The organism is Paenibacillus physcomitrellae (assembly GCF_002240225.1).
GTDB lineage: Bacteria > Bacillota > Bacilli > Paenibacillales > Paenibacillaceae > Fontibacillus > Fontibacillus physcomitrellae.
In genome coordinates, this window is the sequence record NZ_CP022584.1 from 3,246,555 (window position 1) to 3,269,256 (window position 22,702).

The following is a 22,702-nucleotide window of genomic DNA, read 5'->3' on the forward strand; positions in this document are numbered from 1 at the left end:
CAGCAGAAGCGGTACTAGGAGGCACTCCAATTGGAGTGCCCTTTGTTTTAAAAAGCACAGGTACAGGGGCGCCCGGCCCCTAATGCTGAATTGGCGGTAGGTCCGCTGAAGTGGGGTCGGAGATATAAATCTGGCCCTCCTGATCGATGGAGGCAAAGAAAATATCCTCCTGGCGCAGGCCTTTAGCTCGCAGTTGGGCATCCAGCCAGGATCGCTCTTTGTGAATGTAGCTTAACGATTCTTCATAGACGACGCCTTCCACAATCAGGGGATAAGATACATCCTTATTGGGTTTAGGAAGTCTCGTATGATTCGGGAGCGGAGCGGAAGGGGACTCCTTTTTATACACGGTTAACTTGCCGTTAGCCTCGAGAATCGCAAATTCGACGTCAGCGATATGGAAGACATCTTTCTCACGCAGCATTTGCAGAATGTTATCTATGGAGTACCTTACTTTCTTCAGGTTATTAACTACAAATTTGCCCTGATTGATGACAATAGTCGGTTCGAAGGTGATCAGCTTACCGAATTTCCTGGATTTAATCACCAGGAATGAAACGCCCCGCTGCAGGAGGGCAATCAGCACAATCGCAACAGCCGTATGGATATGATCAATGTTGGGATCAGCAATATCGGCCCCAACGACTGCTCCCAAAGCGAGGATGACGAGAAAGTCGAACACCGGAAGCTCGCCGATGGATCTTTTGCCCATAAACAAACCTGCGATCAGCATGAGGGGGAAGATCGTGATGATCCTCCCGGCTACGAGAAGCGAATCTTTAACGGTATCCATCCACATTCAGACGTACCCTGCCTTTATCAATAATTTGTCGGGTGTTTTAATGGGTATCTTACCCAATTGTTCCTTTAACATACCCGGCAAATCCCGATATTCCCAGCGGCAGGACAGGTGTACATGAAATTGTCTACTTCTTTTTCCTATAAGAATATAAGATAATTTCCATGTAGAAGAGAGGAGTGTGTGGCGTGAAGCAGCGTGCGAAAGTGATGCTTGTCGAGGATGATCTGGATTGGAGTAACGGTTTGCAAATGTATTTCTCCAAAGAAGCCGGATTTGAGATCGTTACTTGTGTGAGCAGCAAGGCAGCCTGCATGTCAGCCCTCGACGAAACTCCGGTGGATGTAGTCCTTATGGATATTATGTTAGGCGATGCCGATTCATCAGGCCTGGATGCCGCATTGGATATTACGCATAAGCATCCCTCCGTCAAAGTGATTATGTTGAGTTCGCTCGACGATGATGACGAGGTGTTTAACGAGGCTTTCTTGAACGGAGCCTACGATTTCGTATATAAGAATGAATTTGAACAAATTCCTGAAGTCATTGCCGGTGCAATGAAAGATCAGCAGACCAAATACGGTCCGAGATTAAAGAAGCTTATTTATGATAAGAAGAAAAAGCTGCTAACGCCTTACGATGTCGTCCTGCTCAAACTGATCGCGGAAGGAAAAACACAACAGGAAATTGCCGATATGAATAGTGTAAGCTTGTCAGCGGTAAAGAAACACGTAGGCAGAGTCCTGGAGAAGTTTCAATGGGACCGTTCCACAAGGGAGCTGGCGGACAAGTGCATGAAATGGGGGATTTTGGAGTAAGGGGACCGGACCAATGATTATCGCATTTTTCTTGTTTTTGTTTATGATCACGACGCCGATTAGTATCTATCTGCTTGTTAAGCAGAAGGAGAACCGCTTGCTTGTATGGGGAGCCCTGATTCTTTTTACTGTGGGTTTAAGCGGGCTGCAGGTTGGCTTGGAGAAGCTTGTGCTGCCTTACGAGAAGACCGTGGAAGCAGACGGGGCCTGGACGGCGGCGCTGCAGGTGATGACGTCTTTTCTGAATATCGTGATCCATACCTTTCCGTATTATCTGATTCTTATCTTTTTTATCAATTTTGCGGGATATTCGAAGGCAATCCTGACGGGTTTATTGCTCGTTCCGGCGCTGCTGTCCTTTATTTTTAGCGATATGTACCCGGTTTCGAGGATTAATTATTCCTATATTTTGAGCTGGGGTCTTCCGTATATGCTGGCTTCGGTGATCCTGTTTGCAAAGTGCGTGTTGAAGGCGGAGCGGGGAACCAAGAGGCTCCAGTATTTCGGGATTGGCATGATGATTCTGATTCCTGAAGTCTTTCTGCTGCTTCTGCAGTTAGAAGGCATTTATTTTCAATCTCCGATAGAGATCCTGATGTTTATTCCGATTATTTGCCTGGTCAGTCTGCTGTTAGGGTTGCTCTTCTACGTCTATAACGTCTTCGCTCAATTCCAGTCCGCTGTCGTGCTGACGAAGATGCAGCTGGGTACGAGCCTGATGCAGCATGCCTTCAAGAACGCGATCTCAAAAAATAAACTCCACGCGCTGAATATGCAGCGCAGCCTGGATTCCGGGCAATATGAGGTTGTAGGCGAGCAACTGGAAAGCCTGCTGCGGTCCAATGAGCATCTCATGAACATGGTGTCGAAATTATCCTATCTGACCCGGAGCCGGATATCTGCAGAGCCGGAGTTGACCGACGTTTCTATTCTGCTGGATGAAGTGATCGATCAGTTTCAAGATACATCCGTTTCGTTCGAGAAACGATATGCCGCCACGACGCTGCACGTCGACCGTACGCTGATGGCCGAATGCTTCTCCAACATTATCAGCAATGCGGTGGAAGCCATGTCCGGGCGGGGGCAGGTTGCCGTAACGGTGGAACGGGCGAGGCGCCATGTGAACATTTATTTTACGGATACCGGCAGAGGGATGAACAAGGAGCAATTGAACAATATGTTCGAGCCCTTCTACTCCACGAAGCAGAAGCTGGGGCATAACTTTGGTCTGGGCATGTTTCACGTCAAGAAAATAATGAATGCGCATCGGGGCAAAGTGAAGGTGACGAGTCAATCGGGAAAAGGAACAACCGTTACGTTGGTATTACCCTAACGCCTATGCGATGGCAGAGCCCCAGGATATTTAGCTTGATAGAGCGGAGATCGGAAATCCGCGGATACGCGGATAGCTGGACGTGATGTGTATGCGGCAAAGAGGGCCATTTGTTAATAGGAATAGGGGCTGCTGGGCACTTGAGGTTTGGGTTGAGGTATAAAATGTGACATGTCTAATAATTTGGTTCACTACATCCTACAAAAAGCTCGTTATATGTCATATTATATAACATAATATTCGTTGAGCAGTCTATTATAATGTGATATGCTCCAAATATGTTATATATACTTACATATTGGGAGGGTGCTGCAGGATGAATCATGCGAAGAAGCGAAAGGCTGTTAAAATGATGACGGTACCGATCTTGAGTTTGGCGTTATTGGGAGGTGTTATTCCGGTGAATGCAATGAACACTACTAGTTTAATTGCCGACGCCACGACCACAACCAAGGCCTTTCAGGATCTGCAGATGGTTGTCCGGCAAGCGAAGAGCATCGATCTGGGGGATTATCCTGCTTCGTATGCGGATGAGGTGAAGTATGCGCTCAGTATGGTGAGCAACCTTACACCGAATAGCACCGTGTACAAGATTAATGAAGCAAGGCTTATGCTTCAAGTTGCTTTGGATTCGCTCACGATTGATCTGGAGAAGGCTGCCATTGCGGATATGCAGGCTGCGGTTAAGGCAGGAAAGCTGACGTATGTGCAGTTGGTCAACATGTATTTGACCCGAATCGATCTCTACAACAATTACACCGTTCGACTGGATGCGGTCGCGAGCCTTAACCCTAAAGCCATCGAGCTTGCAAAAGCCTCTGATGCTGCCGTTAAGGCGGACCCTTCCAAAGCGGCGGGCATGTTCGGCATTCCGATTCTGATCAAGGACAACATTGGAACGGCGAAAGCCGATGGGATGCCGACCACAGCGGGATCGATCGCCTTGGCCAACAGTTACCCCGAAGAGGACTCCTTCCTGGCAAGCCAGCTCAAGAAATCAGGGGCTATCATTTTGGGAAAAACAAACCTGTCCGAATTCGCAAACTTCATTACAAACGGAATGCGGAACGGCTATTCCACCCTCCAGGGTCAGGTCCTGAACCCGTATCTTCCTAATGTGCTGGACGTCTCTGGATCCTCTTCCGGTTCGGGCGCGGGAGGAGCGGCGGCTCTCGCCGCTATCACCATTGGTACGGAAACCTCCGGTTCGATTTTGTCCCCATCGCAAAAAAACTCGCTTGTCGGCTTGAAGCCGACGGTCGGGCTGGTCAGCCGCAGCGGCATTATTCCTTTGTCGCATAGCCAGGATACGGCCGGACCGATGGGGCGGGATGTAGCAGATGTCGCAACGCTGCTGTCCGCCATGCAGGGGTATGACGCTGACGACATCCATATGAACATGGGGGTCGATAACGAAATTGAGGTCGATGAGGCCTATTTCAATGAGCATACCGAAACAGACTATACCGCCTACTTGAAGGAAGACGGCTTGAAGGGCAAGGTCCTTGGCGTATACCGGACTCCTAATCAAGAGACGCAGCCGGACGTTTATGAAGCCTTCCAGAAGGCTGTCCAAGTGCTGAAGGATCAAGGCGCGACGATTATTTACGCCGCAGATGGCGGAGACATGGCGAATGAACTACCCAACGCTCCTGCATCCAAGGTGCTGTATTACGATTTCAAAGAAGATATCGAGAATTATTTGAAAGCCCAGAAGAATCCGGTACTCGCGAGCGATAATAAGACGGTCATTAAGAGTCTGCAGGACATTATCGACTATAATAAAAAACACCTCGATGTACTGAAATACGGCCAGACGATCCTGGAGGAAGCCGAGACTTATGATATGACACCGGGATCTGCGGATTACCAAACCCGCGACAAGCAGCGGGCCGCCGATGTTGAATATTCCCGGAAGAACGGCATCAACTATTTACTGGATAAATACAAGCTTGATGGATTGATTGGCCTGAACGGCGCAACAACCGGAATTGCGGCTAAAGCCGGCTATCCGAGCATTACGGTCCCGACGGGCTACCGGACGGCAGAAGGCGGGAACGGAGAGCCGATCAACCTGCAGATTACGGGTGACTCGTTCACCGAAGATAAGCTGATCGAGATGGGATATGCCTATGAACAGGCGACTCAAGCGCGTGTGGCTCCAGGGATGGCCGTCAAAGACCGTCTGAAGGCACTGCTCGATGATGCGGAGGCTCAGAAGCTGAGCGGGGAAGTGTACGACAATGCGCTTGCCGTGTATAAGAGCAACTTTGCTACAGCACGAGAGGTGAACGATGCGGCGAATCGCCTGTATGTGGAGCTCTACCATTCGTGGTGGCCGGACGTTAAAAATGAGTTTTAAGCCATAATCCATTTGCATTAGCTTAAACGCAACCTTAAAACCATTACTAAACCGATCGCTAAATCCATCGCTAAATCCATCAAAGAACCCATTCATAAACCCCTTACAAGCAGAAGGGCGACCCTCGCAGCTAATAGTGCTGCTGGAGGTCGCCTTGTTTGTTTCCTTATATGTCTTATGCCTGCTCTAAGTGTCTGCCGCCCTATGCTTCAGCAAGGGGTGTAATTAATACAATCCGCCGTAGCTCTTGTAGGTTCCGTATACCGTATTGGCATATTGATCCGCCAAAATAGGCCGGCCGTAAGAATCCGTAGCACCTGGATACCAGCCTGGTCCTCCGTTGTAATTGACCAGGCCTCTCCATACATCGCCGTTTGCCAGATTAATCATGTCATTAAGGATCATAGCGCCCATATAGACCTGGTCCTGCTGATCATTGTGGTTGTAGGCGTGTCCAAATGTCGAGCTGAATTCGCCCGAATAAGCGTTCCTTGTATTCGGCTCCACCTGCATTAACCCGTCGCCGCCGGATACGCCGCCTAAATTAGCGCCATAGCTTGTTTCCTGTTTGATAACGGCACAGATCAGCAGAGCGAAGTCACCGTTTTTGCCAAAATGATTATCTGCGTTGACTGCGTAATTCCAGATATAGCTCGGCGCTTCTCCCGGCTTGGATACATTTGAAGAGCCGCTGGTTACCAGGCTGAACGCTTCCCATGCACCGCCTACAGCTGCACGGTTCGCGACCAGAACGGCGCCGTTATTGAGATCGGTAGATACATATTGATTGTTGGCCATCGCTTGGAGCGCAATGCTGCCATCGTCCAGGTTCACTCTTCTGAATTTCTCCCACTGCTGAACACTGGTGCTTCTGGCGATCAGCTTGGCTCCCTGATTGAGGTCGGCGGCTACGTATTTATTGTTGGCCATGGACAACAGCGAGATGGTACCGTCCGAGTTGTTGATGATCTGAAACTGCTCCCAGGAGCTGGCCGAGGTCCGATTGGCTACGAGCGGATCGTTGCCGTAATTATCGGCGCTAACATAGTTGCTGTTGGCTCTTGACTGGAGGCTATATAAGGACGCTGCGGATACCTTTGCCGGTTGGAATGCGAGAAGCATAACGCCTAACAAAATCGCTAACGAACAAGCGGCCGATCGTTTCAAATAAGAATGAATCCTCATATTTAACACATCCTTCTCTCAAAATATGAAAACGATTACATTCTTGCGGGTCAAAAGAGATGAGACAACCTTAAGTGAGTAGGTGCACCCCCTTCGCGAGACGTATTAAAGCAGGTGGAATAGCTTTCCCAGCAAGCCATAGCCCTGCATCAGTTTGATTATCTATAAAAATACAATATTTGTAAACCTTTTTTTTCTAGCACAAACCCGCTTCATAGAAAAATAAAACCCCGGTTCAGGTTTAAAGAACCGGGGCATCCCCTTGTGTTGTCAGCGACAAGTTTAGCAGCGGGTTAGCGGGTTGTAGCACGGGGCCGGGATTCGGCTGCCTTACCGAAGGCCCGGCGGCCGAGCAGGCCAACCCCGAGCGCCAGCAGGGTAAGACCCGCTGCGAGCAGATACAGGTTAACGATGCCGATCCATTCGGCAAGGCCGGCCATGCCAAGCAGCGAGATGCAGAATACCAGATTCAACAGGGTAGCCTGGGCGGACAGCACTTTAGGCAGCTTTCCTTTATCTACGCTTTGCTGAATCAACGTACGCCGGTTTACGATCGACAGTTCGGCGAACGGTCCCATCAGCAGCACGAGAATGAGCGCGGCGAAAGGCCGGGTACTAATCGCATAGAGGATGGTCAGGATGCCGTACCCTGCCATCCCGATCAGCATGGTAGTCAAATAGCGGCTGCCGATAGCCCGGGCCAATGCCAGCACGAGTAAGCCGCCGCTGACCGTCCCTGCAAAGTAGGCTGCGTTAATAAATCCCCACCACTCTTCGCCTTGCCCAAGCGCTGTTTGAACGAAGGCGAGCGTAAAAGCGCCGACCCATACCGAACCGCCCAGCATGTCGATGATATCCATAAAGGTAAGCAGCCGCAGGCTCGGCATCTGCCAAATTAGTTTCCAGCCTTCGGTCAAGGTATGCCATTTGGATGATGGAACGTTTGCATCCGGGTCAGGCCAAACGCCGGTCTGGTCCGCGGAAGGTCTGATCTCTCCCGGCTCCTTGACGCCAAACGTTAAAGCTGCTGCCAATCCGTAGATAACGCCGGTTAACAGCAGTGTATGACTGGGGCCTAGCAAAGCGACGATAACGCCGCTTAGTCCCCAGCCGGCAAACTGAACGACTTGGTCGCTTACGCTGATCAGACCGTTGGCCTTCAGAAGCCCCTGCTCATGAACAACGAGCCGTGGAACAAGGGCATTGCGGGCGGGAACCGTCCATCCGTCGAGGAAGGACATAACAAACACGAGTGCAAAGACAAGAAAAAGCGAAGAGCCGGTCCCTTGAAGCTGCAGATATACGGCGAGACATAAGAACAGCAGGAACTGGCTCGACTGCGACAGGAGCAGCAGGGCAGGCAGCTTGAAACGGTGGATGAGCAGCGGCGCGATTAGCCCGCTGAGCATTTGGGCGCCGCTGCGCATTAACGGCATAAACGCTGCCGATACCAGAGATTCGGTCCGGTTCAGCACCAGTACTGTAAGTGCCATTATGTAAAGCACATCTGCAGCGTTTGCCGCAGTTTGAGTGGTCCACAGGTAATAGAAAGGACGGCTTAAGATTTGGGGTTTCATAGACAGGCAGTCTCCGTTTCTTGAGGCTTACGTAAGAAGTTCACAATAGAAACAAGGATACGGGAATTTGAAGGTTTTTACAATTGCCCAGTATTCAAAGTACGAGCTTCAAACGTAAGAGCTTCAAACGTCCTAGCCGGAGTACAAGGCGGTCGATTGGCGGTTACCAGGCAGGATATTTGATGTAATCTTGAGTAGTTAGCTTGTCTGATAGTCCGGAAATAGCAGATAAGTCCAAATAAGCCGTACGGACCATCATCCGCACAGCTTATTGAAATGCTGTTAAAGTCAATACCAACGAGGAGCCGAACGTCACCGTCAGGTTCATTGCTATAAGGTCAACTCTGTACATTGAACAAGATAGCCCTGAATATCCTTCGTTCGAGGCTGGGGAGGGGATCAGCAACTATGCGCGCCATATCAAATGGTTATTAAATCGATTTCTCCTGAACCTCTTATTTTAATTATTCAGCCTCAGACTGCGTTTATACGTAAAAATCTCATCTGCAGCTCGTTCAACTCCGCCCGCAGCCCGGAGCGAATCGCCAAGCTTAGCCGAGTTCCTGCGAATGGCAGCATCCCCTAACACATGCTCTGCGGCGTCTCTAAGAGCTTCAGCCGTTAAGTGATCTTGGTTCAGGTGAATGCCAGCCCCTAGTTCTGCCACACGCCGGGCGATAGCGGGCTGGTCGGCGCTTTGAGGCAGAACAATCATCGGCACGGCATAATATAAGCCTTCATGCGTGCTATTCATGCCCCCGTGCGTGATGAACAGCTTGGCGTGCTGCAGAACCTCAAGCTGCGGTACGTAAGGGCGTACGATAAAGTTCGCCGGGAGGTCTCCCAATTCCGCCACCTGAGTCTGTCTGCCGACAGATAGGATTACGGTATGATTCGTCCCGGCGAATGCTGACAAACAAAGCTTGTAAAAGTCCAGAGCTTGATTAAAAACAGTGCCAAGCGATATATAAATCAGATGATCCGTGTCTATGGAAGAGAGCTCGAATGGCTCATGCGGACGCGGCGTGATAGACGGCCCCACAAATTTATACGTATCGTCAAAGAGTTCTCCACCCGGCTGTAGGGACCTTGATGTGTAGACGAGTGTCAGGGGCGCGGGGTTGCAGAAAATATCATAGGCAGAGCCCGCCTTTACCTCGTATTTCGCTTCTAAGTCGTTAACCAGCCGCAGCAGCTCCTGCCAGGCTTGTTCATTCACTTCGGCTGGGAAACGGCTGGAAAGCTGATCCTGCATCTGTTCAAATTCTTCCGGCCCGAGTGCGAAGCTCGTACACGAGCTGATGGCCGGAAGCTTCAGGATTTGTGCCAGCAGGCGCCCGCAGCCGAACATCGAGTCATGGATCATGTAATCGAACCGTTCCCCTTGAATTTGCTCCAGAACGCCTGGAATCACAATGTCGGCCGTACGCAGCAAGCCGCTTACTCGTCCCCAGGGACTTCTCCCTCCGGCAAGGAAAGCTTCTACAAAGGCCTGCCCGCCAAACGTGATCACCTTGGCACCGGTAGATTCGACGAGTCCCCGGAATGAGTCAGATACGAAATAAACGACTTCTTCACCGCGGCCGATCAACTCCCGGACGACGCCAAGGGTCGGCTGGATATGGCCTTCAGAACCTCCATTAATCCATAAGACGCGTGCCATAGTTATCACCCTTCATTGCGAAATACACAGCAAAACGAGAGATTCTTGTTTTGAATCCTTTTCTTACCTGTCATTCAATCATGTTCTTCGTTGCGCTGTACAGCTTGGCGGTGTATTCGTCGATTTCATCGCGCGACATGCGCAGGCGGGCTGCGGACGTTCCGTATCCGATTTCCTCCAGGCCTTCTTCCAATCCTTTAAAAATGCCATCGGCGAAGGCGTCCAGCGGTTCCCCGCTTGTATGAAGCCCCGCTCCGCCCAGATCCGTGTTCACTGCAGGAGGAGCTACTTCAATGACTTCCACGGAAGTCTCGGACAATTGGTGTCTTAGACTCATGGTGAAGGAGTGAAGCGCCGCTTTCGTCGCTGAATAAATCGGAGCGATGACGAATGGGGTAAAGGCCAGACCGGAGGTCACGTTAAGGATGGCTGCTGCTTCTTTTTCCGCAAAATAAGGAGCAAACAGCATCGCAAGATGGAAAGGCGCCTCAATGTTTGTGGTGAGCTCTTGATTGAAATAACTCCAGTCCTTCTTCGCGTCTGCCTTCAGGACATTAAACCGCTGCTGGATGCCTGCATTGTTCACGAGCACATTGACCTCCGGGTAATTGGCGGTTACCCAATCAAACAAGGCTGTCCGATCGACTTCCACACTTAAATCACTTACACGCGTAATAAGACCGGGGAGCTTCTGTTTCGCCTCCTCAAGCACTTGCTCACGCCGTCCAGTTACAATCACCTGGTTGCCTGCTTTGATGAAACGTTCTGCAAAAGCCAAGCCGATGCCAGAGCCTCCGCCGGTAATAAGGATCGTATTTCCTGAAAGTTTCATATCGGTTCCTCTTTTCTTATGGTTTTTGGTTTGTATAACGATCGATCTTCAAATCAATGCCTTTGAGTAATTCTGTCATGGATGAAATTTCATTCAGCACCGTCTGCTTGTGCGCTTTCATCATCTCAAGCCGGTGTTCCACCGTGCTGTCTCCTTCTACTACCCAATCCATGTACTGCTTAATACCGCTTATGGGCATGTGGGTATTTTTTAGGCAAATTATGGTTCCAAGCAGAGCTGTTTGATCTTCTGAAAATAACCGTCTGCCCGCTCCATCACGTTCAATGAAGGGCAGCAGCCCTTTCTTCTCATAATAGCGTATCGTGGATTCCGGAATATTAAATTTAGCTGAAACCTCGCTAATCGAATAATACTTCATTTTGGAGACCTCCATATTATCCTTTCTTGTCGACAGGAATAGGATACGACTTAAACTGTGGTTTAAGTCAAGCCCGCAATCCAAGTTGTTCAGCTATTTTATTCAAAGAGTATCGCCGATAATAAGAAATAAGAAACCTGAAAGGGGGATTCCTCTATGGCAAAGTCTATTGTGGAGAAATTAAATCTGAGCAAGTTCAAGCGGAAGGTTGTCCTGAACCAGCCGAAGGATGACAACAGCTTATCGGAGCTGGAAGGGTATGATACGGAATAAACGGACGGTCCTATGACCTGATTTTTGCGTATGTTCTTGATATGGATTCCCTGAAGGAGCTGGTCCGCAAAGTGATCGACGGACACCTTTTGAACCCAAGGGGATACTTGTACACGGCCTATCCGAAGAAAGGCAACAAAGTCTATCCGACGTACATTCATAGGGACAGCCTACAGCCCTAAATAGAGGCTAGCTAGATTCTTTCAGTCTATAAAATAGACACAAATAGGTACTTTTGAACCAATTAAAAACAGGTGATTTCCACTATAATATAAAGTATAATTTTCGACATTTGTCAACATTTTCCTAGAAAAGGTGAGTTCGTCTATGTTTTCTCCTTTCCAAAAGAAGAAGAACAGTTTTGAGCAGCAATCGCAAGAGGATTTAGGCACGAGGAGGGACTTGGATATTTCAGAAGAAGAAACAGGGACCCCGGCCGGGTTCGAAGCAAACGAGGAGTCTTCAGGATCAGGATCTATTTTCGTAAATAATAAAAGCCAAATGGACAAACGATCACTGGATCTTGTCTTTGCTGTTGAGCAGATGATTAAGGCCAAACAGCATCTCGAAGTCAGCTTCAATGATCTGCAGGACCGGCTGAGCCATTCGAACGGACAAAATGACAGGCTGAACAGGGATCTTAAGAATTTGGGCAAGGTCATTGAGGAGCGCGAGAAAAGTATTCTTGAGCTGGAGCAGCGGCTGAGCGATAAGAATCTGAAGGTCGATCAGATGATGGAGGACTTCAGAGAACTTCAGTCCACGTTGTCCGGAGAAATTGATGAGCTCAAGACGATCATTGAGTTTGAACGCGAGAACTATAAAGGTCTGCTGCAGAAGTATAACGAAGTGGCGGCGGATAAGAACAAGAGAATCAACGAGCTGGAAGAGAAGAATTCGAGGCTTGAAGTGGAACTCTCCCAAATGAAGCAGAAATTTGACGCCCTTCGTCAGGAGAAGACGCATCTCCTGAATCTTGTAAATGATTTTACCAACCGGATGACTTCTCCATTTGCATCAAACGGGGAAACGTTCCATGGAGACCGGGCCGAATAAGTTCATCTAGGGTCGGACAGAGAAGGATGAAGATCATATGGAGGCATACAGCACGCAGGTAGTGGAACTGCTGTCGCTTGGGAAGACCTCTGAGGGTATCCATCAAATGAAGGTCGTTGTTACCCATGAGCACAAGCAGGGTACCTATGTAATAGCAATTGATGAGTTTACGTTTCTGGAGATTGAAGCCTGCCGGCCATTGAATGGAGCCAGAGCTCGAATTTCTCTTTACCCCAAATGGGATCCTTACCGAAATACATACTATAGCAGTATCATCAGAACTACAGACTTTTCCCGGGAAACCTTGTATTTTGTATGCAGCGAAGAATACCTGAATCAGATCAAGCAAATGAGACAAGGCCAGCTGCCATCAGCTGCCGGGAACGGCGGACAGCAGGAGCAGGAACGGCGGGAAATAACAGCAGCAGGGGCAGAGTCAGAGGCTCAATTAGAGGTATCAACGCTGAGCCGGGCTAATTTCTTAAAACGCATATACATACGAGTACCGAGAATGGTGAACCTGGTCTTAATCGGATTTATCTTCCTGGTCATTCTATCTATCCCTTACCACAGTAAGGCCGGTCTTATGGATCTTGGCGGCCGCACGAATGCAGCCAATACCGGGAATACCAACGAAGCTAATGGGACAGCAGTAATGGAGGGTTCGAACACAGCGGTCCTTCCCGCGTTTGCGTCGGTGAAGGAGCTGGATCAACATGAGGCCGCGCTCCCGGCTGCGGTGAAGGAAGCAGAAGCTGGGAACCGGACCGATGACAAGGACCAGCCTGACCAGCCGCAGAAGAACTATGAGGTTATTGACGTTGATCCAGAGAAGAAGCTGTTCGGACTACCGAAGGGGTATGTGGCTTTGACCTTCGACGACGGTCCTTCACGTTACACGGAGAAGATCGTGGACATCTTGACGAGCAGCAAGGTGGCGGCCACATTCCTGTTTATTGGTGAAAATGCCAAACGCAACCCGGATGCCGTAAGGTATGCGAGCAAGCAGGGCATGTCGATCGGCAATCATTCCTGGGATCACCAGGAGATGACGAAAGTGGCCCCTGCGGAACAGGTTCAGAATCTGTCCAAGACGGTCAGCCTGTTGGAATCTTTAACGCATACGGCTGTTACCTTATTTCGCCCGCCGTATGGCGCGGTTGACGATAAGCTGTTTGAGGTCGCCGGGAAGCAGCATATGAAGACCCTGATGTGGAACCGCGATCCCGAGGACTGGAATCATAAGAAACCGGAGGACATCCTGCGATATTTTCACGGGATAGAAGCTTCTGGAGGCATCTATGTGCTTCATGAAGACAAGAATACGGTTGAGGCGCTTCCGGATATTTTGAAATATTTAAAAGGCAAAAGTTTAACGTTCGCCATCTTCAAATAAAGGGATGTTTAGGACCATCAATCGATGGTCTCTTTTTTTGTCTTTCTCTCGGCATGCGGAAGCTTTAAATTTATATTTAACTATTGAATATTAAGGAATATACTATAGACAAGAATCGGTCAATTGAGAAAATATGGATGACAAAAAGCATTTCGAAGGAATTATAGCTGCCGGATAAAAAAGGAGAAGAGATGTGAGCCTATTCGTATGGTATGATCTTTTTTTGTTCCTCCTATTGTTTGCTTTATTTGCTTATATGTTTGCTACTGTCAGGATCACCAACTTACGTAAGGCGTACTTCTTGTTCCACTTCTTTATGATGCTTTGGCCGCTCTGCCAATTTATTACGGATATGACTAAAGATCCTCAGCTTCAGAAGCTTAATGTGACGCTGTCTTTTGTGTCCCTCTCAATGCTCGGGAGCGGCTGGCTCATGCTTACCATCTTCCTGACCGGCTATTCCGGCGGATTAGCGAAGAGAACCTGGATTCTCTTGGTTATGCCGGCTGTCATTGCAGCTGTAGGAGTAATTATCAACCCGTTTCAGCTTTTTGTTCGGCCTCTGGAAGGAGGTTACATACATAGGGCATACGGACCCTGGTTCTGGGTCATGATCGTCATTTTGTTAGGCTATTTCTTTGCTTCGCTTACCTTCCTGTTTTGGGCCGTCAAGAATCCCAAGACTTTATTGACGATCAAGAAGCAGGTCAAGATTACCCTGTGGGGCATATTTGTGCTGGCCACTTTTGCCTGCAGCGACCTGGTTCTGAATGTGGTCTTGAGGAAATGGCTGCCTATCATACCTGGTTTGACATCGGTGGGCATATTTATTTCCGCTTTATTTTTCGCTTATGTCATTAAGAAATACAATATGTTTGATCTGGTCTCCATTGCCCATGAGGATGTGATTAATACGATTCCGTACGGCATCCTTGTTTTAGATGAGAATGGGTCCATTATCGAGGTCAATAAAGCTTTGCGATGGTTTATGGATTTGAGTCTGGGCGACTATTTTGATATGGAGAAATTCCTTCGATCAGTACGGGTAGACGGCAGCACAAGTGAGTTTTTAGATCATTACAGACATAGAAGAAGTACGTTTTCCGAACTGGAAATCATCATCGAGCGTGATGAGTTACGCCATTTTATTCTGCAGGCTTCTCCGATTGTGGATGCTAACCGTTCGCAGATTGGCCGTATCCTAACGTTCCAGGATGTGTCCCAAGAGCGTTATCTGGTTCAGGAGATGAATAGACAGAATGTAATCCTTCAGAAGCGCAATCGTTCCCTGGACAGCATTCGTAATGAACTATATGTAGCCAATCAGAAGTTAAAGGAAATGGCGCTGAAGGACAGCCTCACAGACTGTTATAACCGTCATTATTTAACCGAGCATCTGACTCATGAGGTTACAGCCAACATGCGGACGGGAACCCCTTTCTCCCTGATTCTCTTCGATATTGATTTCTTCAAAACGATTAATGACCGTTACGGTCACGTGATCGGGGATGAAGTTCTTTATCGCACGGCCCAAGCCGTCAAGCAGTCGATTCGGAATTCAGATATTCTGGCGCGGTATGGCGGGGAGGAGTTTATGCTTTATCTCCCGGATACCGACCGCCGGCTGGCCGAGGAATTAGCGGAGGAAGTAAGATTAATGGTGGAGTCCAATCATATTAGAGTGGGACAGGAAAATGAACCAGTAGCCATTACGATAAGTATGGGTATTCTATCGATTGATGAGTTCCGGGCTGAATCGGCCGCAGACGATTTGGAAGACTATTTAATGGGGCTGCTTGCCCAGGTGGATAAGGCGCTTTATCAGGCGAAGGAGAAGGGGCGCAACCGGATCGAGTTTGCGGACTTTCAGCAGGCGTATTAGGGTTTTATGGCTATTGAGTGTCTTAGGTTTGATTGTGATCAAGAAAGGGGAGGCTCAAGGGAGTCTCTCCTTTTTGTCATTTGTATAACCATTAAAAATTTTTGGCCATCGTCTCCAGGTACTCTTCAATCGGCATAGAGCTTCTAAGAGCCATCAGGCTGTTGCCGGCTTCCCCGACAACGGTGCGGAATTTCTTGGACTTCCCGGTTGCCTGATCGCCGATCGCGTCCACGATCATTTGGGGATCATCCAGAACACCCTGTTCATAAGAGGCATTCATCATTTGCTGCAGCTTCTCCATCATCTCATCGTAGTCTCTAATCTTCTCGTCTTTGTTCCATGTAATACTTTCCTTGAAATTATTCCCTGAAGAGCCGCCCTGCTCAATCAGTCTCAGCTCATTCCGTGGTGACATGCATAAGGAATCGGCCAATCGCGCAAAATAGGCCAGTGCAAGGATATAAGAAGGGACGTATGACCGTGAGCAACCAATTTATACTATGGGCTACCTTTGTGATTCCATGGGGCAGTTTAATTTTTATGAAAAAAGACAGCATCAGAAGATATTTGCCGGCGGGTTTGTTATCCGCATTCCTAAGCATTCTTGTTTGTGAAATTGGGGTGGGAAGTGGTTGGTGGACCTTTCGGGAAACCACTTACCCGTTAGGATATTTCTCAACGTACGTCTATGGGTTATTTCCGGTTGTGCCCATGTGGATCCTGTACTTCACATATAAGCGGTTTTGGCTGTTCTTTGGGATTGAAGTGGTCGCCAATCTGATCTTCGCCTTTGTCATTCTGCGCTGGTTCTCCAAGCTTGGCATCGTGAACTTTAATAAGGGATGGCATGTATTTATCGCCGAGGTTCTGATCACGCTGATCTTCTATGCCTATCAGAGATGGCAGGATGCAGCCGTTAGGGAAGGCCGCAGCTAAAGGCAGCTAAAAGGAATTCGGCTGGCCGGCCAAGCCGGATTCGAAATAAAAGCCATGGGACAAGCCCATGGCTTTTTTTGTCTTTTTTCAACCCTAGAAGCTGACCGTACAACTTACCGTTACCTCTCTTTCACCGTTTCACCTTCAATTAGCACGGGCTGGTAATAGGTGGCGTTCGGCAAGTCTTTTTTCCCCTGCAGCTTCTTAATAATCCAATCGGCTGCGTCACGCCCCATCTGCTCCTGCGGATGAGTTAAGGTGGTCAGCTTGATGTTGGCATTTTTGGCGATATAGGAGTTGTCTTGCCCAATAATTGACAATTTGTCCGGAATGGATAGGTCCAGTTGTCTGCCTACATTTACGACTTCAAGTCCTACCTCGTCGTTGTAGCACACCAAGGCGGTTAATTCTTCCCTGTTGTCGTTCAGGAACTTGCGCAAGTTGGCGCTCAGGTTCTGTTTGGTCTCCGTGTCAAAAGAAAGCACGTGTTCCGGGCGGAACCGCAGCTTGGCTTCCCCAAGCGCTTTAATATACCCCTTCATACGGTATTTCCCCTGCAGGTCGTCCATTTTAGCAATAAGCCCGATCTCGGTATGCCCTTTGGCAATCAGCTCCTGAGTGGCGAGGTAGCTGGACTGCACATCATCCAGGCAGAAGAAGGGCACATCCAGCTCTTCATAATAAGCATTGATCATAATGAAAGGGACATCCTGTTCCTTGAACGTCAGGTAATAAGCAATGTTCGGGTTGTACAGATTACTTTTGGTAGGTTCGATAATGAGACCGTCTACGCCAAAGGAGAGCATCATTTCCAAAGCTTTCTTCTCCTGGGCGACATCATTATTGGTACTGGCCAGCAGCAGGGAATAATTCTCTTCGTTTAAACGTCCTTCAATGCCGCGGATAATGGAGGGGAAGATGTAATCGGAAATATAAGTCGTAATGACGCCGATCGTCTTGTTGTTGGCATTGCCGCCTGACTTGGAGCGGTATTGATTGCTGACGTAGGTTCCCGACCCTTTCTCACTTCTTAGGAATCCCTCATTCGACAGCTCCAAAATCGCCTTCCGAACCGTCTGCCGGCTTACCTTGTACATCTCCTGCAAGGCGGCCTCAGTCGGAATTTGTTCCCCCGGGTTGTACCCTCCCGAAAGAATTTGACTCTTTATATCCTCGATAATGACCTGATATTTGGGCTTCAACGGCATCCTCTTCTTTCAAATTTGTTCGTATTCAAATCCGCTTTAACGGAAAATTTGTATGGTCGTATTTTAACATCCTTTTGTATGCATGGAAAGACAAGATGCTGTCTGGAGTATAAAGCACGAAAAAAACAAAAAAGACTTTAATTTTAATCCATCTTTCATAACGAAAGCGGCTCCCTTATATAAATATGAATGAGAAATGGGGGATGTAAGCTGGAATGTAACTGTTTTTTATTTTGTAAGTATAAATAGTAATATTTATTGACATATGTACGTACATAAAAGTATACTAAGGCCACAAACGAAAGCGCCTTCTTTCGATTCAAGACTTTTTAAAGCGTTACCAGAGAGGGGAGCAACGGAATGGCGAATGAGGAAAACGTTAAACAAGCGATTACTAAGGGAGAAACCTCCCTCGGAATTGAACTCGGCTCCACAAGGATCAAAGCCGTGCTGATCGATCGCCATTGTGAAACGATCGCGTCAGGAAGCTATGAATGGGAGAACTGCCTGCAGGATGGTTTCTGGACGTACAGCTTGGGGGATATTATCGCCGGTCTGCAAGAGGCTTACAGCGAAATGAAGCAGGAAGTGGAACGCAAGTATGGAGTTACGATCCGAACCATTGGGTCGATTGGATTCTCCGGGATGATGCACGGATATATGGCTTTTGACCGTACAGGGGAGCTGCTCGTTCCGTTCCGTACCTGGCGTAATACAACGACGGGCGTTGCGGCCAAGGAGCTTACGGATTTATTTCAATTCAACATCCCGCAGCGGTGGAGCATCGCCCATCTTTATCAAGCGATCTTAAACAAAGAGAGGCATGTCCCGAAGATTGATTATATAACGACTTTAGCCGGATTCATTCACTGGCTGCTGACCGGTGACAAAGCCATTGGCATCGGAGATGCTTCCGGCATGTTCCCGATCGACGAGTACGGCCGGAACTACAATGAAGCGATGCTCAAGCAATTTGACCAGCTTGTTGCGTCAAAGGGTTATCCATGGAGGCTGAAAGACATTCTGCCTCAAGTATATATATCTGGTGAGCGCGCGGGCGTGTTGAGCGAAACGGGAGCCCGAATGCTGGACCCGCTGCTGGACCTGCAGCCGGGCATTCCCCTTTGCCCTCCTGAGGGCGATGCGGGAACCGGCATGGTAGCGACCAACAGCGTAAGGAAGCGGACCGGCAACGTCTCTGTCGGCACTTCCGTATTTGCCATGATTGTATTGGAGAAACAACTTTCCAGGGTCTATCCGGAAATTGATCTGGTCACGACACCAAACGGCAGCCTGGTGGGCATGGTTCATGCCAACAACTGCTCAAGCGATATCAACGCCTGGCTGGGGTTGTTCCGCGAATTCTCCGAGGCTATGGGGCACAAGGTGGATTCGGAGAAATTATTCGGCGTGATGCTGAACAAGGCTTTGGAAGCCGATCCGGATGGGGGCGGTTTGCTAAGCTACGGCTATTGCTCCGGCGAGAATATTACTGGTCTTGAGCAGGGCCGGCCGCTGTTCGTCCGTTCGCCGGAAAGCCAGTTTAATTTAGCTAATTTCATGCGGACTCATCTGTTCACGGCGTTTGGCGCTTTGAAGATCGGCATGGATATTTTGACCGAGCAGGAGAACGTATCCATCGACGGTATTTTGGCTCATGGCGGCTTATTCAAAACCCCGGTGGTCGGACAAAAAATCGTTGCGGCCGCTATGAATACCCCCGTTTCGGTGATGGCAACCGCCGGCGAAGGCGGGGCCTGGGGCATGGCGATTCTCGCTTCCTACATGCAGAACAAGGAGCCGCAGGAAAGCTTGGAAGACTTCCTCGACCATAAGGTCTTTAAGGACGTTCAAGCCACGGAAATGTACCCGGACGGAGTTGACGTGAAAGGCTTTGAAACGTTTATTAAGCGATATAAAAAGGGCCTCGCGATCGAGCAGGCCGCGGTTGATCATTTAATAGAGAACGGGAGGGATTGACGTGTTAGAACAGCTGAAGGAAGAAGTCTATCAGGCCAACCTGGACTTACCGAAACACGGACTCGTGAAATATACGTGGGGAAACGTAAGCGCTGTGGATCGCGAAACCGGATTATTCGTGATTAAACCAAGTGGGGTGGATTATGAGCAAATGAAACCCGGCGACATGGTAGTTGTGGACTTGGACGGCCATGTGGTGGAGGGGGCATGCAGGCCTTCGTCGGACACGCCGACGCATGCGGTGCTTTATAAGCATTTTCCGCAAATTGGAGGCATCGTGCATACGCACTCTACCTGGGCGACTGTTTGGGCGCAGGCCGGACTGGATGTGCCGGTCATGGGAACCACGCATGCCGATACCTTCTATGGTTCCGTGCCTTGTGCCCGTTTCCTGACCCAAGAAGAGATCGACCGCGGTTACGAGGCCGAAACCGGCCGTGTAATCATCGAAACCTTTGAGGAGAGCGGCTTGGATGTAATGGCGGTTCCCGGTGTGCTGCTGCACGGGCACGCGCCGTTTACGTGGGGCAGGGATGCGAAGTCGGCTGTTATGAACAGCGTCGTGCTGGAAGAAGTGTGCAAGATGAACCTGTTTGCAAGGGAATTAAATCATTTTGCCGAGGAGCTGCCGCGGCCGATTCTGGATAAACACTACCTGCGAAAGCATGGGACCAACGCTTATTACGGGCAGAAGTAAACGATAAAGGAAAGAGGATGATCGTAATGTTAAACCTGGGAGCTAAAGAATTCTGGTTTGTTGTCGGTTCGCAGCATCTTTACGGGGAAGAAGCACTTGCGGAAGTCAAAGCCCATGCTCAGGCGATGACGGATGCGCTAAATGAAAGCGGTGTTTTGCCTTATCCGCTGGTCCTTCAGGATCTGGCCGTGAGCGCGGATAAAATCACAAGTATTATGAAAGAGGTCAATTACCGGGACGAGGTTGCCGGCGTTATTACCTGGATGCATACCTTCTCACCGGCGAAAATGTGGATTCACGGCACGAAGCTTTTGCAGAAACCTCTGCTTCACCTGGCCACGCAATACAATGAGAGCATTCCTTGGGCCACGATCGATATGGACTTTATGAACCTGAACCAGGCAGCCCATGGCGACCGTGAATACGGCTTTATCAACGCCCGTCTCAAGAAGCAGAACAAAATTGTCGTAGGGTATTGGGAACGCCCGGAAGTGCAGCGGCAGATCGCGGACTGGATGGACGCAGCGGTGGCCTATAACGAAAGCTTCAGCATTAAAGTGGCCCGCTTTGGCGACAACATGCGCAATGTCGGCGTTACCGAAGGGGATAAGGTGGAAGCGCAAATTCAGTTTGGGTGGACGGTGGATTATTTTGGCATCGGCGACCTGGTTGAATACGTGAATGCGGTTACAGAAGAAGAGCTTGACCGGTTGTTCAAAGAATATGCGGAGCTTTACGAGTTTGATTATGGAACCTACAGTAAGGAGGACTGGGAAGCCCGCGTCAAAGTACAGGCCAGTTATGAAATCGCTATCAAACGTTTTCTTGATAACGGGGGCTACAATGCCTTCACGACTAATTTTGAGGACCTGCACGGCATGAAGCAGCTGCCCGGCCTTGCTGTTCAGCGCTTGATGGCGCAAGGGTACGGCTTTGCGGGCGAAGGAGACTGGAAGACGGCGGCGCTGGACCGTTTGCTGAAAGTCATGAGCCATAACGAGTCTACGGGGTTCATGGAGGACTACACTTACGAGTTAGCCGCCGGTCAGGAGTCGATCCTTCAATCGCATATGCTGGAGGTTGACCCGACTCTTGCGAGCAGTAAACCAAAGCTTATCGTTTCTCCTCTTGGCATTGGCGGCAAGGAAGATCCGGCACGTCTGGTGTTCGATGGCAAAGCCGGCGACGGCGTTGTCGTCTCAATGGCTGACTTTGGCACACATTTCAAGCTTCTGATCAATGAGGTTTCCGCCTTCGAGCCGGCGGTTCCGGCTCCCAAACTTCCCGTGGCCCGCGTGCTTTGGAACGTGAAGCCGAACTTCCAGGACGGGGTGAAAGCCTGGATCGAGAACGGCGGCGGTCACCATACCGTGGTTTCGCTGAACCTGACAACGGATCAAATTGAAACCTATGCCAAGCTTGTTGATCTGGAATACGTGATTATTAAATAAGGATCCACCCTGAAGGGGCGCTCAACTGGGTCACGTTAATCGCGCTGTGCTGCTTCTTTGTTATGCCCATGGCGGATCGCTTCAAACCAAGAAAGGTGAGGCCGTCTTGAGTCACGAATAAGCGGAGGTAATAACCACAGGTATTGAAACAATCACTAGAACAACGATGAAGCCGGTTTGAACAACGACTGCTTTACTTGGGCCAGGGAATTCCTCGCCCTTTTTTTGTGCAATCATGACGGTATCTGTCACTATTAAAGATTAAGATGTAGGCGTGAGAGGAAAGCTGAAGCTGGAATTATTGATTTTAAAGAGGAGATGAATTTATGTATTTTACGGTTCAGGACTTTATGGCCGAATGGAACAAAGAAGCGGTATTAACCCAAAAGGTGCTGGATGCTTTAACAGACGAATCGCTCAAGCAGCAGGTGTACCCGGAGGGCCGCACGCTGGGAAGGATCGCCTGGCATTTTGTGTCCAATATTCCGGATTATTTAACGAAGTTTGGAGTTGTCATCGCCAAAGTGCCCAATCAGGACGAAATTCCGTCAGCCCGGGAAATGGCAGAGATTTTTAGAACGGTAAGCGCACGTGTTGTAGATGCCCTTGAAGAACAGTGGACAGAGGAAACGTTAACGCAGGTTCAAAACGCATTCGGCCGGATGGAGTCGAACGCTTCTATTTTTATGGGGCTGATCAAGCATATCGTGCACCACAGAGGGCAGGTTACGGTCCTTATGCGTCAAGCAGGGCTGCAGCTCCCTGCGGTATACGGGCCTTCGAAGGAAGGCTGGGCCCAGCTCGGAGTAACGAATCCGCCTCTTTAAGTATGTTCCCATGACAGAAACCGAAGCCGCATAGGAGATGGACAGCAA

Annotated in this window: 19 protein-coding genes; 11 read left to right on the forward strand and 8 right to left on the reverse strand. The window is 49.2% G+C overall.

Translation table 11 applies throughout. From position 1 onward, the window contains the following. Positions 1-79 precede the first annotated feature (79 nt). On the reverse strand, positions 80-793 hold the full coding sequence (locus CBE73_RS14760) for a DUF421 domain-containing protein (protein WP_094096332.1): 714 nt from the start codon (positions 791-793) through the stop codon (positions 80-82). A gap of 194 nt (positions 794-987) precedes the next feature. Between CBE73_RS14760 and CBE73_RS14765 the strand changes: the two genes are divergently transcribed. The 3 genes from CBE73_RS14765 to CBE73_RS14775 all read left to right on the forward strand — a co-directional run bounded on the left by CBE73_RS14765 (position 988) and on the right by CBE73_RS14775 (position 5,312). Next, positions 988-1,617: a response regulator transcription factor gene (locus CBE73_RS14765; protein WP_094094850.1), complete on the forward strand. Its 630-nt coding sequence runs from the start codon at positions 988-990 to the stop codon at positions 1,615-1,617. Between the two features lie 13 nt (positions 1,618-1,630). Further along, positions 1,631-2,950 carry a sensor histidine kinase gene (locus CBE73_RS14770; RefSeq protein WP_094094851.1) on the forward strand — a complete coding sequence of 440 codons (1,320 nt, stop codon included), beginning with the start codon at positions 1,631-1,633 and terminating at the stop codon, positions 2,948-2,950. A 316-nt stretch (positions 2,951-3,266) separates the two neighbouring features. Beyond that, positions 3,267-5,312 (forward strand): amidase family protein, encoded by a 2,046-nt coding sequence (locus CBE73_RS14775; protein ID WP_094094852.1) that lies wholly within the window; start codon positions 3,267-3,269, stop codon positions 5,310-5,312. A gap of 225 nt (positions 5,313-5,537) precedes the next feature. Here the strand turns inward: CBE73_RS14775 and CBE73_RS22450 are convergent, their stop codons facing one another. From CBE73_RS22450 to CBE73_RS14800, 5 genes are all read right to left on the reverse strand, one after another. Next, positions 5,538-6,497, reverse strand: coding sequence for a transglycosylase SLT domain-containing protein (locus CBE73_RS22450; RefSeq protein ID WP_229752608.1), 960 nt, complete (start codon positions 6,495-6,497; stop codon positions 5,538-5,540). A 293-nt stretch (positions 6,498-6,790) separates the two neighbouring features. Beyond that, on the reverse strand, positions 6,791-8,074 hold the full coding sequence (locus CBE73_RS14785) for an MFS transporter (RefSeq protein ID WP_094094853.1): 1,284 nt from the start codon (positions 8,072-8,074) through the stop codon (positions 6,791-6,793). A gap of 460 nt (positions 8,075-8,534) precedes the next feature. After that, positions 8,535-9,737, reverse strand: a complete 1,203-nt coding sequence (locus CBE73_RS14790) for a macrolide family glycosyltransferase (protein ID WP_094094854.1) — start codon at positions 9,735-9,737, stop codon at positions 8,535-8,537. Positions 9,738-9,807: 70 nt separating this feature from the next. Continuing rightward, a complete protein-coding gene (locus CBE73_RS14795; protein WP_094094855.1) occupies positions 9,808-10,569 on the reverse strand; it encodes an SDR family oxidoreductase in 762 nt (253 codons plus the stop codon). A 16-nt stretch (positions 10,570-10,585) separates the two neighbouring features. After that, the gene (locus CBE73_RS14800) at positions 10,586-10,948 is read right to left on the reverse strand and encodes a MerR family transcriptional regulator (protein WP_094094856.1); all 363 of its coding nucleotides are present in this window, start codon (positions 10,946-10,948) and stop codon (positions 10,586-10,588) included. A 774-nt stretch (positions 10,949-11,722) separates the two neighbouring features. Between CBE73_RS14800 and CBE73_RS14805 the strand changes: the two genes are divergently transcribed. From CBE73_RS14805 to CBE73_RS14815, 3 genes are all read left to right on the forward strand, one after another. After that, positions 11,723-12,277, forward strand: coding sequence for a hypothetical protein (locus CBE73_RS14805; RefSeq protein WP_244905494.1), 555 nt, complete (start codon positions 11,723-11,725; stop codon positions 12,275-12,277). 37 nt (positions 12,278-12,314) lie between these two features. Next, positions 12,315-13,673 (forward strand): polysaccharide deacetylase family protein, encoded by a 1,359-nt coding sequence (locus tag CBE73_RS14810; RefSeq protein ID WP_094094858.1) that lies wholly within the window; start codon positions 12,315-12,317, stop codon positions 13,671-13,673. A gap of 193 nt (positions 13,674-13,866) precedes the next feature. Then, positions 13,867-15,555: a histidine kinase N-terminal 7TM domain-containing diguanylate cyclase gene (locus CBE73_RS14815; RefSeq protein WP_094094859.1), complete on the forward strand. Its 1,689-nt coding sequence runs from the start codon at positions 13,867-13,869 to the stop codon at positions 15,553-15,555. A gap of 91 nt (positions 15,556-15,646) precedes the next feature. Here the strand turns inward: CBE73_RS14815 and CBE73_RS14820 are convergent, their stop codons facing one another. Beyond that, positions 15,647-15,970 carry a Rossmann-fold NAD(P)-binding domain-containing protein gene (locus tag CBE73_RS14820; protein ID WP_094094860.1) on the reverse strand — a complete coding sequence of 108 codons (324 nt, stop codon included), beginning with the start codon at positions 15,968-15,970 and terminating at the stop codon, positions 15,647-15,649. 206 nt (positions 15,971-16,176) lie between these two features. Between CBE73_RS14820 and CBE73_RS14825 the strand changes: the two genes are divergently transcribed. Next, positions 16,177-16,491 (forward strand): hypothetical protein, encoded by a 315-nt coding sequence (locus CBE73_RS14825; protein WP_174704739.1) that lies wholly within the window; start codon positions 16,177-16,179, stop codon positions 16,489-16,491. 119 nt (positions 16,492-16,610) lie between these two features. On the opposite strand, the gene CBE73_RS14830 is transcribed toward CBE73_RS14825, so the two are convergent. Then, on the reverse strand, positions 16,611-17,693 hold the full coding sequence (locus CBE73_RS14830; RefSeq protein WP_094094862.1) for a GntR family transcriptional regulator: 1,083 nt from the start codon (positions 17,691-17,693) through the stop codon (positions 16,611-16,613). Positions 17,694-18,059: 366 nt separating this feature from the next. Here CBE73_RS14830 and CBE73_RS14835 point away from each other — a divergent pair, with 366 nt between their 5' ends. The 4 genes from CBE73_RS14835 to CBE73_RS14850 all read left to right on the forward strand — a co-directional run bounded on the left by CBE73_RS14835 (position 18,060) and on the right by CBE73_RS14850 (position 22,654). Continuing rightward, positions 18,060-19,679, forward strand: a complete 1,620-nt coding sequence (locus tag CBE73_RS14835; protein WP_094094863.1) for a xylulokinase — start codon at positions 18,060-18,062, stop codon at positions 19,677-19,679. A gap of 1 nt (position 19,680) precedes the next feature. Further along, complete coding sequence (locus tag CBE73_RS14840) at positions 19,681-20,376, forward strand: L-ribulose-5-phosphate 4-epimerase (RefSeq protein WP_094094864.1); 696 nt, start codon at positions 19,681-19,683, stop codon at positions 20,374-20,376. A gap of 26 nt (positions 20,377-20,402) precedes the next feature. Continuing rightward, positions 20,403-21,827: an L-arabinose isomerase gene (gene araA / locus CBE73_RS14845; RefSeq protein ID WP_094094865.1), complete on the forward strand. Its 1,425-nt coding sequence runs from the start codon at positions 20,403-20,405 to the stop codon at positions 21,825-21,827. 326 nt (positions 21,828-22,153) lie between these two features. Further along, positions 22,154-22,654 carry a DinB family protein gene (locus CBE73_RS14850; protein WP_094094866.1) on the forward strand — a complete coding sequence of 167 codons (501 nt, stop codon included), beginning with the start codon at positions 22,154-22,156 and terminating at the stop codon, positions 22,652-22,654. Positions 22,655-22,702 lie beyond the last annotated feature (48 nt).

Excerpts from the sequence above, each read along its gene's own strand:
- CBE73_RS14760 (WP_094096332.1), bottom strand. The coding sequence starts at position 793 with ATGGATACCGTTAAAGATTCGCTTCTCGTAGCCGGGAGGATCATCACG.
- CBE73_RS14770 (WP_094094851.1), top strand. The coding sequence starts at position 1,631 with ATGATTATCGCATTTTTCTTGTTTTTGTTTATGATCACGACGCCGATT.
- CBE73_RS14775 (WP_094094852.1), top strand. The coding sequence starts at position 3,267 with ATGAATCATGCGAAGAAGCGAAAGGCTGTTAAAATGATGACGGTACCG.
- CBE73_RS22450 (WP_229752608.1), bottom strand. The coding sequence starts at position 6,497 with ATGAGGATTCATTCTTATTTGAAACGATCGGCCGCTTGTTCGTTAGCG.
- CBE73_RS14785 (WP_094094853.1), bottom strand. The coding sequence starts at position 8,074 with ATGAAACCCCAAATCTTAAGCCGTCCTTTCTATTACCTGTGGACCACT.
- CBE73_RS14790 (WP_094094854.1), bottom strand. The coding sequence starts at position 9,737 with ATGGCACGCGTCTTATGGATTAATGGAGGTTCTGAAGGCCATATCCAG.
- CBE73_RS14795 (WP_094094855.1), bottom strand. The coding sequence starts at position 10,569 with ATGAAACTTTCAGGAAATACGATCCTTATTACCGGCGGAGGCTCTGGC.
- CBE73_RS14800 (WP_094094856.1), bottom strand. The coding sequence starts at position 10,948 with ATGAAGTATTATTCGATTAGCGAGGTTTCAGCTAAATTTAATATTCCG.
- CBE73_RS14805 (WP_244905494.1), top strand. The coding sequence starts at position 11,723 with ATGGACAAACGATCACTGGATCTTGTCTTTGCTGTTGAGCAGATGATT.
- CBE73_RS14810 (WP_094094858.1), top strand. The coding sequence starts at position 12,315 with ATGGAGGCATACAGCACGCAGGTAGTGGAACTGCTGTCGCTTGGGAAG.
- CBE73_RS14820 (WP_094094860.1), bottom strand. The coding sequence starts at position 15,970 with ATGTCACCACGGAATGAGCTGAGACTGATTGAGCAGGGCGGCTCTTCA.
- CBE73_RS14835 (WP_094094863.1), top strand. The coding sequence starts at position 18,060 with ATGGCGAATGAGGAAAACGTTAAACAAGCGATTACTAAGGGAGAAACC.
- araA (WP_094094865.1), top strand. The coding sequence starts at position 20,403 with ATGTTAAACCTGGGAGCTAAAGAATTCTGGTTTGTTGTCGGTTCGCAG.
- CBE73_RS14850 (WP_094094866.1), top strand. The coding sequence starts at position 22,154 with ATGTATTTTACGGTTCAGGACTTTATGGCCGAATGGAACAAAGAAGCG.